Annotated in this window: 10 protein-coding genes; 3 read left to right on the top strand and 7 right to left on the bottom strand. The window is 72.5% G+C overall.

Features of this window, described 5'->3' with window-relative positions:
- Positions 1-24: 24 nt before the first annotated feature.
- The 3 genes from ACZ6I1_RS03975 to ACZ6I1_RS03985 form a co-directional block, all read right to left on the bottom strand.
- Positions 25-1911, bottom strand: coding sequence for an acetolactate synthase large subunit (locus ACZ6I1_RS03975; protein ID WP_469282787.1), 1887 nt, complete (start codon positions 1909-1911; stop codon positions 25-27).
- Positions 1912-2115: 204 nt separating this feature from the next.
- Positions 2116-5022 carry a putative bifunctional diguanylate cyclase/phosphodiesterase gene (locus tag ACZ6I1_RS03980; protein ID WP_469282790.1) on the bottom strand — a complete coding sequence of 969 codons (2907 nt, stop codon included), beginning with the start codon at positions 5020-5022 and terminating at the stop codon, positions 2116-2118.
- Between the two features lie 282 nt (positions 5023-5304).
- Positions 5305-6252 (bottom strand): 2-hydroxyacid dehydrogenase, encoded by a 948-nt coding sequence (locus tag ACZ6I1_RS03985; RefSeq protein ID WP_469282793.1) that lies wholly within the window; start codon positions 6250-6252, stop codon positions 5305-5307.
- A 76-nt stretch (positions 6253-6328) separates the two neighbouring features.
- Between ACZ6I1_RS03985 and ACZ6I1_RS03990 the strand changes: the two genes are divergently transcribed.
- From ACZ6I1_RS03990 to ACZ6I1_RS04000, 3 genes are all read left to right on the top strand, one after another.
- A complete protein-coding gene (locus ACZ6I1_RS03990) occupies positions 6329-7336 on the top strand; it encodes an aldo/keto reductase (RefSeq protein ID WP_469282795.1) in 1008 nt (335 codons plus the stop codon).
- 116 nt (positions 7337-7452) lie between these two features.
- Complete coding sequence (locus ACZ6I1_RS03995) at positions 7453-8700, top strand: PQQ-dependent sugar dehydrogenase (RefSeq protein WP_469282797.1); 1248 nt, start codon at positions 7453-7455, stop codon at positions 8698-8700.
- A 33-nt stretch (positions 8701-8733) separates the two neighbouring features.
- Positions 8734-8922, top strand: a complete 189-nt coding sequence (locus ACZ6I1_RS04000; protein WP_469282800.1) for a DUF6191 domain-containing protein — start codon at positions 8734-8736, stop codon at positions 8920-8922.
- Here the strand turns inward: ACZ6I1_RS04000 and ACZ6I1_RS04005 are convergent.
- From ACZ6I1_RS04005 to ACZ6I1_RS04020, 4 genes are all read right to left on the bottom strand, one after another.
- On the bottom strand, positions 8885-11950 hold the full coding sequence (locus ACZ6I1_RS04005; protein ID WP_469283215.1) for a helix-turn-helix transcriptional regulator: 3066 nt from the start codon (positions 11948-11950) through the stop codon (positions 8885-8887). The genes ACZ6I1_RS04000 and ACZ6I1_RS04005 overlap by 38 nt on opposite strands.
- 80 nt (positions 11951-12030) lie before the next feature.
- Complete coding sequence (locus ACZ6I1_RS04010) at positions 12031-12228, bottom strand: hypothetical protein (RefSeq protein WP_469282802.1); 198 nt, start codon at positions 12226-12228, stop codon at positions 12031-12033.
- A 149-nt stretch (positions 12229-12377) separates the two neighbouring features.
- Positions 12378-12962 (bottom strand): hypothetical protein, encoded by a 585-nt coding sequence (locus ACZ6I1_RS04015; protein WP_469282804.1) that lies wholly within the window; start codon positions 12960-12962, stop codon positions 12378-12380.
- 94 nt (positions 12963-13056) lie between these two features.
- Positions 13057-13608 (bottom strand): GNAT family N-acetyltransferase, encoded by a 552-nt coding sequence (locus ACZ6I1_RS04020; protein ID WP_469282806.1) that lies wholly within the window; start codon positions 13606-13608, stop codon positions 13057-13059.
- Positions 13609-13617 lie beyond the last annotated feature (9 nt).

The following is a 13617-nucleotide window of genomic DNA, read 5'->3' on the forward strand; positions in this document are numbered from 1 at the left end:
GTTCTCTCTCTCGGCTCTCTCGGCTCAGTCGTCTTCGTTGTCGCCGAAGTCGGGACGGACGCCCCGGGCTGCCATGACCTCGTCGTTGGAGGTGCCGGCGGCGACCATCGGCCACACCATGGCGTCCTCGTGGACGATGAAGTCGATGACGACCGTACGGTCGTTGATCGCGTTGGCCTCGGCGATGACCTTGTCGAGGTCGGCCGGGTCCTCGCAGCGCAGCGCGACGCAGCCCATGGCCTCGGACAGCTTGACGAAGTCCGGGACGCGGGTGCCCTTGCGGGGGGCGGTCGACTCGCCCATCTGCGAGCCCACCGCGTCGAAGCCGGTCTCATCCGCGTGCAGCACGGTGCTGGAGTAGCGCTGGTTGTAGAAGAGGGTCTGCCACTGGCGGACCATGCCCAGCGCACCGTTGTTGATGATCGCGACCTTGATCGGGATGTTGTTCAGCGCGCAGGTGACCAGTTCCTGATTGGTCATCTGGAAGCAGCCGTCGCCGTCGATCGCCCAGACCGTGCGCTCGGGCACGCCGACCTTGGCGCCCATGGCGGCCGGGACCGCGTAGCCCATGGTTCCGGCGCCGCCGGAGTTCAGCCAGGTGCGGGGCTCCTCGTACTTGACGAAGTGCGAGGCCCACATCTGGTGCTGGCCGACACCGGCCGCGAAGACGGTGCCCTTCGGCGCGAGCGCGCCGATCCGCTCGATGACCTGCTGCGGCGAGAGGCTGCCGTCCTCGGGCAGCTCGTAGCCCAGCGGGTACGTCTCGCGCCAGCGGCTGAGGTCCTTCCACCAGGCGCTGTAGTCACCGGCGTTGCCCTCGGTGTGCTCGGCCTGGACGGCCTGGATCAGGTCGGCGATGACCTCGCGGGCGTCGCCGACGATCGGGACGTCGACCGCGCGGTTCTTGCCGATCTCGGCCGGGTCGATGTCCGCGTGGATGATCTTTGCGAACGGGGCGAAGCTGTCCAGCTTGCCGGTGACGCGGTCGTCGAAGCGGGTGCCGAGCGCGATCAGCAGGTCCGACTTCTGGAGCGCGGTGACGGCGGTGACCGCGCCGTGCATGCCGGGCATGCCGACGTGCAGCGGGTGGCTGTCGGGGAAGGAGCCCAGCGCCATCAGCGTGGTGCTGACCGGGATCCCGGTCAGTTCGGCGAGGACCTTCAGCTCGGCGGTCGCGCCGGACTTCATGACGCCGCCGCCGACGTACAGCACCGGGCGCTTGGCCTGGCAGATGAGCTTGGCGGCCTCGCGGATCTGCTTGGCGTGCGGCTTGGTGACCGGCCGGTAACCGGGGAGGTCCTGGGCGGGCGGCCACGAAAAGGTGGTCCTCGCCTGCAGTGCGTCCTTGGCGATGTCGACCAGGACCGGGCCGGGGCGGCCGGTGGAGGCGATGTGGAAGGCCTCGGCGATCGTCCGCGGGATGTCCTCGGCCTTGGTGACCAGGAAGTTGTGCTTGGTGATCGGCATGGTGATGCCGACGATGTCCGCCTCCTGGAAGGCGTCGGTGCCGATCGCCTTGGAGGAGACCTGGCCGGTGATCGCGACGAGCGGGACGGAGTCCATGTGCGCGTCGGCGATCGGGGTGACCAGGTTCGTGGCACCCGGGCCGGAGGTGGCCATGCAGACGCCGACCTTGCCGGTGGCCTGCGCGTAGCCGGTGGCGGCGTGGCCGGCCCCCTGCTCGTGGCGGACCAGGATGTGACGGACCTTCTTCGAGTCCATCATCGGGTCGTACGCGGGGAGGATGGCGCCGCCCGGAATGCCGAAGACGGTGTCGCACCCCACCTCTTCGAGAGAGCGGATGAGGGACTGCGCACCCGTGACGTGCTCAACTGCGGCGGACTGCTGTCCGCCGGAACGGGGCCGCGGCTGCGGATGGTGGGCCCCGGTGGCCTGCTCGGTCATCGGCATTCTCTTCTCGAAGCTGAGGGTTTTACGAGGATTCGACTCTGTGCCAGTGCAACAAAAAACCCCTCGTGCCGGGAGGCAAGCGAGGGGAGCGCGTCGGGTGCGTTGAGCGGGGACATGCTGGTCCCAGCTTCAGCCGACGCGCTTTCCAAGTACGAGAATTCGGGTGCGCATGGCACTGACCCTCCCTCCGGCGGGAGGGTGATGTCAAGTAGGTGGGACGGGCGTCTCATTATGTGAGCCTCTGCGGATGGCCATCGATCCCCCGGGGGAACCTCCGGCCAAAGCCGGCTGGGCCGTTCCGCCCGGTACTGGGAACGTACCGCGCACCAGCGCGCGCCGCAGCCTGTATTCGTCGAGTGGCCCGGAGAAGGCCATTCCCTGGCCGTGCGTGCACCCCATGGCGCGCAGGGCCGTGACCTGCTCGGGCAGATCCACCCCGTCGGCCACCGACTGCATGCCCAGGTCGTTTGCGATCCGCAACAATCCCGCGGTGATCTTGTGGAGGCGGGCGGATTCCACGACGCCCTCGACCAGGCCCCGGTCCAGCTTCAGCATGTCCACCGGCAGGCGGCGCAGGGCGCTGATGGCGGCATAGCCGCTGCCGAAGCCGTCCAGGGCGATGCCCACACCGAGCCGGTGCAGTGCGGTGAGGCGGCGCTCCAGATCGTCGAAGGGCACTCTGGGGTCGGAAACGGCGAGCTCCAGGACCAGGGCCCCGGAGGGCAGCCCGTGCCGGGTCAGCAGCGCCTCCACGGAGCCGAGGGGCACGGCCCGGTCGAGCAGGCGCTGGGCGGTCATACGGACGGCCACGGGTACGTCGTGCCCGGCCCGGTGGCGGTCGGCGGCCTGCTCCACGGCCTGCTCCAGCAGCCAGCGCCCCAGCTCGGCGCTGCGGGTGCTGGTGCCCGCGGCGAAGCCGGGAGGGGTGTCCTGCCCCGCGGCGGCGCCCTCGCTGTACTCGGCCACCCGGAGGAACTCCGCCGGGGTGAACAAGATCCCCTGGGCCGAGCGCCAGCGGGCCTGCGCGGCCACGGCGGAGACCTCGCCGGTGGCCAGCGAGACCACGGGCTGGTGCAGCAGGGCGAACTCCCCCTCGTGGAGCGCGGTCCGCAGCCGCCCGGCCAGCTCGGCCTTCCGGACGACCTCGGCCTGCATCTGGGGGGCGTACAGCTCGACGCGGTCCTTGCCGCCCGCCTTGGCCCGGTACATCGCGAGATCCGCGTTGCGCATCAGGTCCGAAGGGGTGATGCCCGGGTCGGCGAAGGCCACGCCGATGCTCGCGGCGACCCGGACCTCGCTGCCGGCGATCCGGTAGGGCTGGGAGAGCGTGGTGCGCAGCCGGTCGGCGATCTCGTGCACCTGGTACTCGCGGGCGCTGCGGTCGCGGCTGCCGTCTCCGAGGATCAGCGCGGCGAACTCGTCGCCGCCGAGGCGGGCCGCGGTGTCCCCGGCGCGGACCGAGTCCTGGAGTCTGCGGGCGGCCTCGATGAGCAGCTCGTCGCCGGCCTGGTGGCCGATGGTGTCGTTGACCGCCTTGAAGCCGTCGAGGTCGATGAAGAGCACGGCGGAGCTGTGGTCGCCCGCGCGCCGGCCGGTCAGGGCCTGCCGGACGCGGCGGGTGAACAGGGCCCGGTTGGGCAGGTCCGTCAGCGGGTCGTGTTCGGCGCTGTGCTGGAGCTGTGCCTGGAGGCGGACCCGTTCGGTGACGTCCCGGCTGTTGAGGATGAGTCCGCCCTGGTGGCGGTTGACGGTGGACTCCACGTTGAGCCACTCGCCGCCGCCCGATTTGAAGCGGCATTCGATGCGGGTGGTGGGCTCCTCGGCCGGCGGCGCGGCGAGGAAGCGGCGTACCTCGTGGACCACTCTGCCGAGGTCGTCGGGGTGGATCAGGGTGGCGAGCTCGGTGCCGACCAGCTCCTCCGCCTCGCGGCCGTAGACCCCGGCGGCGGCGGGGCTCACGTACCGCAGGGTCCCAGTGGGCGCGGCGATCATGATGACGTCGCTGGAGCCCTGGACCAGGGAGCGGAAGTGGTTCTCCTTCTGGGCCAGTTCCTGCGTCAGCGCGATGTTGTCGAGGAGCATGATGCCCTGGCGGATGACGAGGGCGAGCACGACGGTGCAGCCGGTGAAGACGACGACCCGGTCGACCTTCCGGCCGTCCACGACGTTGTAGAGGATGCCCAGGGTGCACACGGCGGCCGCGAGGTACGGGGTGAGGGCGGGCAGCGACCCGGTGATGGGGCGGCTGTGCGGCCTCTCGACGCGCCGGGGACCGATGGCTTCCGGCCCGGGATGGTGGCGCCGGGCGCCCCAGGGGGCGTACGCGAGCAGCAGCGAGCCCGCGAACCAGCCGGCGTCGAGCAGCTGGCCGGACTGGTACCCCCCTCTCAGCAGCGGTGAGGTGAACAGGGCGTCGCTGAGCACGGTCAGGGCGAGCGCGGCGATGGCGGTGTTGACGGCGGACCGGTTGGTGTCGGACCGCCGGAAGTGCAGCACCAGGACCATCGAGACCAGCGCGATGTCCAGGAGCGGATAGGCCAGGGAGAGGGCGGCGCGCGGGACGCTGCCGGGGGAGCTGGTCTGCGCGGTCTGTGCCGCGTGGGCCAGCGCCAGGCTCCAGGAGAGGGTCAGCAGGGAGCCGCCGATGAGCCAGGAGTCGAGCCCGAGGCAGACCCACCCGGCGCGGGTGACCGGGCGTTTGGCGAGGACGAGCAAGCCCACGATGGCCGGCGGGGCGAAGCACAGGAAGGCGAAGTCGGCCGGCGAGGGCTCCGGCATGGCTTGGTCGAGGACCACCTCGTACCAGCCCCAGACAGCGTTGCCGGAGGCGCCCATGAGGGAGGAGAAGGCGAAGAGCAGCCAGGCGGGACGCTCGCGGCTGTCGATCGCCCGCGCGTAGGAGTAGCAGGACACCGCGGCGAGTAATCCGGCCGCGCTCAGCCCGAAGTCGCCCATGATCTCGGCGACTTCATCCGATCCCCAGTTGAGGGCGGCGCCGACGGCGTATCCCCCGCAGACCAGCGCGAGGAGCAGCTGCATGGCCAGACCCCTGCCTCCGCCTCCGCCGGAGAGGGACGGGCGGTTCAGGAGCGCGGCCCCCTGGGCGCTCACCGGTCCCCCTCGCCGGCTGGTTCCGGCGCAGCCCAGTCCCTGCAACGTCGCCTCCGGCGGCTCTGCCGCGTCGGGTCCTTCGTCCATTGGCCGTACATCGCCCGTCGCCCCCCAAAGTGTCCGATCACTCCCCAGCGCCAGACGTTCGCGGCGCAGCCCCTTCTTCCGGACGATACACCACTTTCGTCACTCAGGGACATAGTTTATCTACGCTCCGTTACCACGCGGGGAGTTGGGCCCACTGAGCGCATTCGGGTGACTGCGGAGTGTGTGCACGGCGTGTCAGGTGGTGATCAGTACCGTGTGCTCCACGGGCTCTCCGGCGGCGAACCGGGTGAGCTGGCGCGCCAGCATGCGCTTGGCCCGCGGCTCGAAAGCGGTGCTGCTGCCGCCGACATGAGGCGTGATCAGGACGTTCGGAGCATGCCAGAGCGGGTGGCCGGCGGGCAGCGGTTCCGGGTCCGTCACGTCGAGCGCCGCGCGCAGCCGGCCCGACTCCACCTCGGCCAGCAGGGACTTGGTGTCGACGACGGGACCGCGGGCGACGTTGACCAGCAGGGCGCCGTCCTTCATGCGGCCCAGGAACTCGGCCCCGGCCAGCCCGCGGGTGGTGTCGTCCAGCGGGGTCGTGAGGATCACCACGTCGGCGCCCGGCAGGAGTTCGGGCAGATCGGCCAGGGCGTGGACGGGTCCGCGCGGTGCGGTGCGCGCCGAGCGGGCGACGCGGGTGATCCGCTCGCACTCGAAGGGCACGAGCCGGTCCTCGACGGCCGAGCCGATCGACCCGTAACCGATGATCAGTACGGACTTGTCGGCGAGGGCGTCGTAGACGCCGAACCGCCATTCCTCGCGGTCCTGGCCGCGGACCATGCCGGGGATGCCGCGCAGGGAGGCGAGGGTCAGGGCGAGGGCGAGTTCGGCGGTGCTCGCCGTGTGCACGCCGGCCGCGTTGCACAGGCGCACGCCGGCGGGCAGCCGGCCGAGGCCGCCGAGGATGTGGTCCGTGCCGGCGGTGAGGGTCTGGACGACCCGGAGGGCGGGCATGGCGGCCAGCGGACGCACCGTGACGGCCGGGGACTTCATGTACGGGGTGACGTAGAAGACGCAGTCGGCCGGATCGGCCGGGAACTCCTCCTCCCCGTCCCAGTGGCGGTACGTGAAGGAGCCGGGCAGTCCGTCGATCTCGTCGGCGGGGAACGGGAGCCAGACGTCGGGGTTCTTTACAGTCATGATCACGAGGCTATGCCAGGTGTTCGGATCAGGCCGTTGGTTAGGTTGTGTGCCGGACCGGGAGGGGGACGCACGGGTGGAGCGCAGGTCGATCGGGGCGGGGGCGCTGACGGTGGGCGCCGTCGGGCTCGGCTGTATGCCGATGAGCTGGGCGTACGCGCCTTCGCGGCGGCGGGGGCAGGAGTCGCTGGCAGCGGTGCACACGGCGCTGGACCTGGGGTCGAACCTGCTGGACACGGCCGATCTGTACGGGCCGTTCACCAATGAGCTGCTGCTGGGGCGGGTGCTGGCGGAGCGGCGGTCGGAGGCGTTCGTCTCGGCCAAGGTGGGGCTGCGGGCCGGCGACCAGCACGTGGTGGCCGACGGGCGGCCCGGCTATCTGCGGCGGGCCTGCGACGCCACGCTGCGGCGGCTGCGGACCGACGTCATAGACCTCTACCAGCTGCACCGGGTGGATCCGGACGTGCCCGTGGAGGAGACCTGGGGCGCGATGGCGGAGCTGGTGGGCGCGGGCAAGGTGCGGGCGCTCGGGTACTGCGCGCTGGGGGCCGGGGCCGGGCCGGGGGCCGGGCGGCGCGGGGACCGGGCGTACGGGACGACCGTGCGGCACCTGGAGCGGGCGCAGCAGGTGTTCCCGGTGAGCGCCGTGCAGGCGGAGCTGTCGGTGTGGTCGCCGGAGGCGGCGTGGCAGCTCCTGCCGTGGTGTGCGGCGCGCGGCGTGGGCTTCCTGGCGGCGATGCCGCTGGGCAGCGGGTTCCTGACCGGGACGCTCACTCCGGGTGAGGGTTTCGAGTCGGAGGACGTGCGGGCCCGCCATCCCCGGTTCACCGCGCACGCGATGGCGTCGAACCAGGCGCTGGTGGCGGGGCTGCGGCGGGTGGCCGGGCGGCACGGGTCCGGGGTGACGGCCGCGCAGGTGGCGCTGGCATGGGTGCTGGCGCAGGGACCGCAGGTGGTTCCGGTGCCGGGGGCCGACCGGGCGCGGTGGGCGGCGGAGAACGCGCGGGCGGCGGAGGTCCGGCTGACGGCCGGGGATCTGGCCGAGATCGCGGCCCTGCCGGTCGCGGTGGGAGCCTGGGACTGAGCGGGCCCGGACCCACAACCACTCGATCGGGTGTACGAGTGGTGGAACTTCGGGAACCGTCGCGGCTGTTGGGTCTGGTGAAGGGGCAGGATCGGACGACCGGAAGGGAGAGGGCGATGCGATACGGAAGTGCTCGCGGGCGGCAGGCGGGGTACGGGGCCTTGGGCGGGCGTCGCCGGGGCGTGCTGGCGGCGGTGGCGATGGCCGGGTGCGGCGCCCTGCTGGCGGCGGGATGTTCGCCGTCGGGAGGCCCCGCCGCGGGGCCGAGAGCGGAGCCGGGAACTTCTCCACCGGGCACGGCGGCGGGCACGGCGTCAGCCGGCCCGTCGGGTGGTGCGTCCGCCTCGCCGGAGGCGTCCGGCCCGCCGGCGAAGGGCGCGGTGACGGTGATCGGCGAGGTCGCCAAGGGCCTGGAGTCCCCCTGGGGCGTGTCCCCGCTGCCCGGCGGGGACCTGCTGGTGGCCTCGCGGGACAAGGGGACGATCAGCAGGGTCGCGGTGGGCTCGGGCGCGGTGACGCAGATCGGCGAGGTGCCGGGAGTGGCCCCGGGCGGGGAGGGCGGACTGATGGGTCTGGCGCTGTCGCCTTCCTTCGCCTCGGACCGGCTGGTGTACGTGTACTTCACGACGGAGTCCGACAACCGCATCGCCCGGATGCGCTATGACGAGCAGCGGCCCGCCGGGCAGCAGCTGGGTGCGCCGGACACGGTGCTGCGGGGCATTCCCAAGGGTCTGATCCACAACGGCGGCCGGATCGCCTTCGGCCCGGACAAGATGCTCTACGCGGGGACGGGCGAAACCGGTGAGACCGGGCTCGCGCAGGACAAGAAGTCGCTGGGTGGCAAGATCCTGCGGATGACCCCGGACGGGGATCCGGTGCACGGCAATCCGGAGCCGGATTCGGTCGTCTACTCCTACGGGCACCGCAATGTGCAGGGGCTCGCCTGGGACAAGGACAAACGGCTGTGGGCGGCCGAGTTCGGCCAGAAGGCCTGGGACGAGCTGAACCTGATCGAGCCCGGCGTGAACTACGGCTGGCCGGAGGCCGAGGGGAAGGCCGGCAGGCCGGGCCTGCGGGATCCGGTGGCCGTGTGGAAGACCGACGAGGCCTCGCCGAGCGGGATCGCGTGGGCCGAGGGCTCGCTGTGGATGGCCGGGCTCAAGGGGAACCGCCTGTGGCGGATCCCGCTGGCCGGGGCGGAGCCGGTGGCCGAGCCGGAGGCGTTCCTGGAGGGCAGGTACGGGCGGCTGCGCTCGGTGGTGTCCCTGGGCGGGGACCGCTTGCTGCTGGTGACGAGCGAGACGGACGGGCGCGGGTCGCCGGAAGCGGGCGACGACAGGATCCTGACACTGACAGTGCGGTGACCGGCTCGGCCCCATGGGGATCCGAAAGGTGTGGTGGACGCGGTGTTCAACATGATCGAGGAGCTCTTCAGTCCCGGACGCAAGCACACGGACGAGGAGAGGAAACGGCTGGAGCTGTCCCGGGTCGACGTCGATGACGGGGACCCGGGACGGGGGCCGATAGACCTGGACTCCGGTCAGGTGCTCATACGCCTCGCCGGGCGGCCTGCGGCCGGGGGCTGACCGGCCCGGGCGGGGTGAAGAGCCGCAGCCGGTGGGCGAGGGCGGCTGCCTCGCCGCGGCCGGCGACGCCGAGCTTGGCCAGGATGTTCGACACGTGGACGCTCGCCGTCTTCGGGGAGATGAACAGCTCCTCGGCGATCTTGCGATTGGTGCTGCCGGCCGCCACGAGGCGCAGGACGTCCCGCTCGCGGCTGGTCAGGCCGAGTGCCTCCGCCGGGTCGGCCTCCGGTTCGGACACGGCCGGGGCCGTGTCCGCGGCGGTCAGCGGCAGCCGGGCGCGCTGGGCGAGCAGGGCCAGGTCCTCACGCAGCCGGCGTGAGCCGAGCCGGTCGGCGGTGGCGTGGGCGTCGCGGAGCAGGGCGGCCGCGGAGGCCCGGTCGCCGCCGGCGGCCAGCAGGGCCTCGGCGAGCCGGTGGCGGGCCCGGGCCAGCAGGTACGGGCGCTCCAGCGGGCGGACGGCCGCCTCGACGGCGGTCCAGTCGGCGACGGTGTCCCGCTCCTGTGCCCGCAGCAGTTCGACGCGCAGGTACTCGGCGTGCGCGGTCCACACCGGGGCCGGGGTGGGCAGGGTGCGGGCCGCGGTGCGCAGTACGTCCAGGGCGGCGTCGCGGCCGGCGTCGGCGGCGGGCAGGCCCCGGGAGTCCGCCTCGGCCGTGGCGGCCGCGAGCAGCAGCGGCCAGGCGTACCGGTGCTGCCCGAGCGGGAAACCGTACGCGATGGCCGCGGCGACCTCGGAGCGGACGTCGGCGATCCGGCCCTCGCCCGCGGCGATCCCGATCGCGAGGCGGTAGAGCGGTATCCGGTGCTGGGGCTGGGTGTCGTGGGTGCCGAAGTGGGTGTGGGCGGCGGCGAGCTGGTGGGCGGCCTCGGCCAGTTCGCCCCGGCCGAGGGCGAGGTAGGCCAGCCGTGCGGAGGCGGAGCCGCGCGGGGCGGCGCTCTGGCCGACGAGCAGGGTCCGCCGGGCCGCGGCGGTGGCCTCGTCCCAGCGTCCGAGGCTGTAGAGGCTCTCCGCCATGTTGCCGCGCACCCATGCCTCGGTGTCCAGCAGCCGTGATCTGCCGACGAGTTCCGCTCCCTCTTCGGCCAGCTCCACCGCTTCCCGTGAGCGTCCCATGCTTTCCAGCTGAGAGGTGAGGTTGATATGTGCACGTCCCGCGAGCATCGTGAGGCCGAGTTCGGTGGCCCGGTCCTTGACCGCGTGCAGCTCGGCGAGGCCGGTCTCGCCGGTGCCGGCGTCGGTGAGGAGACAGCCGACCGTGATCCGGGCGTTGAGTTCCACTTCCTCCGCGCCGACCATCCGCGCGTAGGCGACGGCGCGTTGGGCGGCGTCGAGGTTGCCGGGGCCCGGGTTGTGGAGCATGCCCCAGCCCGCGGCCCGGACGAGGACCTCGGCGTGCACCTGGGACGGGGGCAGCCCCTGGACGAGCTCCTGCGCCTTGGCGATCTCCTCCCAGCCGTCGCTGCGGCCGAGGCCGGCCACCAGGCGGGAGCGCTCGGTCCAGAACCAGGCGGCCCGCAGCGGGTCGTGGCCGTCCTCCAGCGTCCGCAGGGCCGTCTTGGTGATCTTCAGGGCTCGTTCGCGCTCGCCTCCGTAGCGGGCCGCGACGGTCGCCTCCGCCAGCAGGTCGAGCCGCTGCAGCGGGGTGGTGGCCGGGTCGCAGCCGCACGGCGGGTACACGTCGGTGTCGTCCGCCGGGCGCAGCGCCTCGCGGACCTCCTCCGGGGTGCTGTCCCACAGGTCCATGGCCCGTTCCAGCAGGCGCAGCTGCTCGGAGTAGGCGTGCCGGCGGCGGGCGGCCACCGAGGCGGCGAGCACGGCGGGCAGCGCCTTGGCGGGGTCGTTCGCCTGGTACCAGTAGTTCGCCAGCCGGATGGCCCGCTCCTCGGCGCGGATCAGCGACTCGTCGGCCTCCAGGGCTTCGGCGTAGTGGCGGTTGAGGCGGGAGCGCTCACCGGGCAGCAGGTCGTCGCTGACGGCCTCGCGGACCAGCGAGTGGCGGAAGCGGTAGCCGTCGCCGTCGGTGGTGGCGAGCAGGATGTTGGCGCCCACGGCGGCCCGCAGGGCCTCGATGAGCTCGTCCTCGGTGAGCCCGGCGACGGCGCGCAGGAGCGGGTATTCGACGGTGGAGCCGCCCTCGGCGACGATGCGCACCACGCGCTGGGCCTCGTCCGGGAGGACCTCGACGCGGACGAGGAGCAGGTCACGCAGGGATTCGGTGAGTCCGGCGCGGCAGCCGCTCGCCTTGGAGGCGACGAGTTCCTCGACGAAGAAGGCGTTGCCGTCGGAGCGTTCGAAGACGGAGTCCACGAAGTCCTCGTCGGGCTGCGAGGCGAGGATCCCGGCGAGCTGCCGGCGTACTTCGGCGCGGTTGAAGCGGGGCAGCTCGATGCGCTGGACGGTGCGGAGCCGGTCCAGTTCGGCGAGGAGCGGGCGCAGCGGGTGGCGGCGGTGGACGTCGTCCGCGCGGTAGGTGGCGACCACGACGAGCCGGCCGCTGCCGAGGGTGCGGAAGAGGTAGGAGAGCAGGTGCCGGGTGGAGGTGTCCGCCCAGTGCAGGTCCTCCAGGACGAGGACGACGAGGCGTTCGGCGGCGAGCCGTTCCAGCATCCGGGCCGTCAGTTCGAAGAGCCGGGCGGTGCTCTCCTCGTCGTGCGGGCCGCGGGGGGTGTCGCCGAGTTCGGGGAGGATCCGGGCGAGTTCGCCCTCCTGGCCGGCGGCAGCTGCGGCGAGCTCCTCGGGGAGCTGCCGGTGCAGGGTCCGCAGGGCCGTCGAAAACGGGGCGAAGGGAAGTCCCTCCGCCCCGATCTCCACGCATCCCCCGACGGCGACCACGGCGCCGCGGCGGGCCGCTTCTCCGAGGAACTCCTCGGTGAGGCGGGTCTTGCCGACCCCGGCCTCTCCCCCGATGAGCATGGCCTGGGGTTCCCGGCCGGCGGCGCGGGTGAGTGCGTCGGTGAGCAGGGCCAGTTCGTCGGCTCGGCCGACGAACACCGGGCTGACAGATCTGGTCTCCACGTCGCCGAGCATCGCACAGAGGTCCTGCCCGGCGGCACTCGTTATCGGTGCGCTTCTCATCACGCGTCAGTCCACGCGGGTCGCGGCGCGGGTTACGCGGCGCGGGCGAAGCGGCCGCGGTGTCCTCTCACCGCCGCTTCGGGTTCCTGGCTCCGCGCCGCGGCGCGGCGCGCCTTCTTGGCCTCCCGCACCAGGCGGTACGCGTCGGCCTCGCGGATGAGGTCTGCGGTGCGGGCGGTTGCGATCTCGTACTCGAACATCTCGTACTCCTGGTTGCGTTGCTCGGGCACCTCGTTCGGTGTGATCCGAGCTTCGCGTCCCAGGGGGTACCGGCACATCGGGCGCATGCCGCATCTGCCGGGGGCAGGGGGCCTTAGACCGGGGCCGGCGGTCCCCCGTTCGGGCTCAGGAGGCCTAAGGCAGTGCCTAGGGGGGTGTCCTAGCCGGCTGCGCCAGCTGCCTTCGGGATGGCGAGGAGGAGGTCGAAGTACATGAGGACGAAGAGCAGGATGCCCAGGGCGCCCAGGGCGATGCCCGCCCAGGAGACGGACCGCACCCAGGCGGGGAGGGTGCGCTGCGGGGTGCCGAAGGCGGGCAGGGCCAGCACGAAGACGGCGATGATCAGGGCGAGGGTGGAGAAGATGCCGTTCACCAGGGCGGTGGTGTGCCACGGGCCGACGAACTGGGCGGCGATCTGCGCGTTGGCGTCGGCGGCCTGGGAGAGCTCGAGACGGCCGGTGATGCTCGTGCGCTCGGACACGATGCCCGAGACCCAGCTGCCGCTGAGGGCGACGACGGAGAGACCCGCGGCGACGATCGCGGAGGCGGCTGCTCCGACGTGGCTCGGCTGCTCGTCCTCGGCCTGGTCCTCGTCGAAGGCGTCGTCGTCCAGGTCCCCGTCGGTGAGCACGGCGCCGGCCTCGGTCTCGGCCTCGGCGGGCTGGGGGGTCTCGGCCTTCTTCAGGTCGGCCGGGGTGGTGTCCGCCTCGGAGGCGTTCGGGGCGGGGGTCTTCGTGGTGTCCATGCGGGGCACCGTAGGCGGCCTGTCTGAGAGTCTGATGAGAAATGCGGCGGGCCCCGCCGCAGCGGGGCCCGGGCAGGGATCGGGCGGGCCGGGCTCAGGCGGTCCGGGCGGACCACTCGTGGGCGAGGACGGCCCAGATCTCGGTGCTCTGGCGCACGCCCCGGTGCAGGTGGTTCTCCCGCATCACGCCCTCACGGGTCAGCCCGAGGCGCTCGGCGACCGCGATGCTCTTCTTGTTCCCGGTGGCGACGTGCCACTCCACGCGGTGCATGCCGCGCCCGTTGAACGCCCAGTCGATGAGCACCCGGCAGGCGGCGGTGACCAGCCCGCGTCCGGCGGCGGCGGGCTCCAGCCAGCAGCCGACCTCGCAGTTGCCGGAGGCGGCGTCGAAGGCCGGGTAGAGCACGCCGCCGACGAGCGTGCCGTCGACCCAGATGCCGAAGAAGCGGGTGCCGTCGTGCGCGGCCTTCTCGGCGTTCGAACGGAGCAGTTCGCGCGCCGAGTCCAGGTCGGTGGCCCGGTCGGGGAAACCGACGAACTGGCCGATGAACTCGCGGCCCCGGTCGATGTGGGCGAGGAACTCCTCGGCGTGCCACACCTCCAGCGGGCGCAGCTGGGCGTCTTCGGCCAGGTCTATCGTGAACATGCGCGGAGT

The sequence above is a fragment of the Streptomyces sp. NPDC046303 genome, assembly GCF_055588085.1.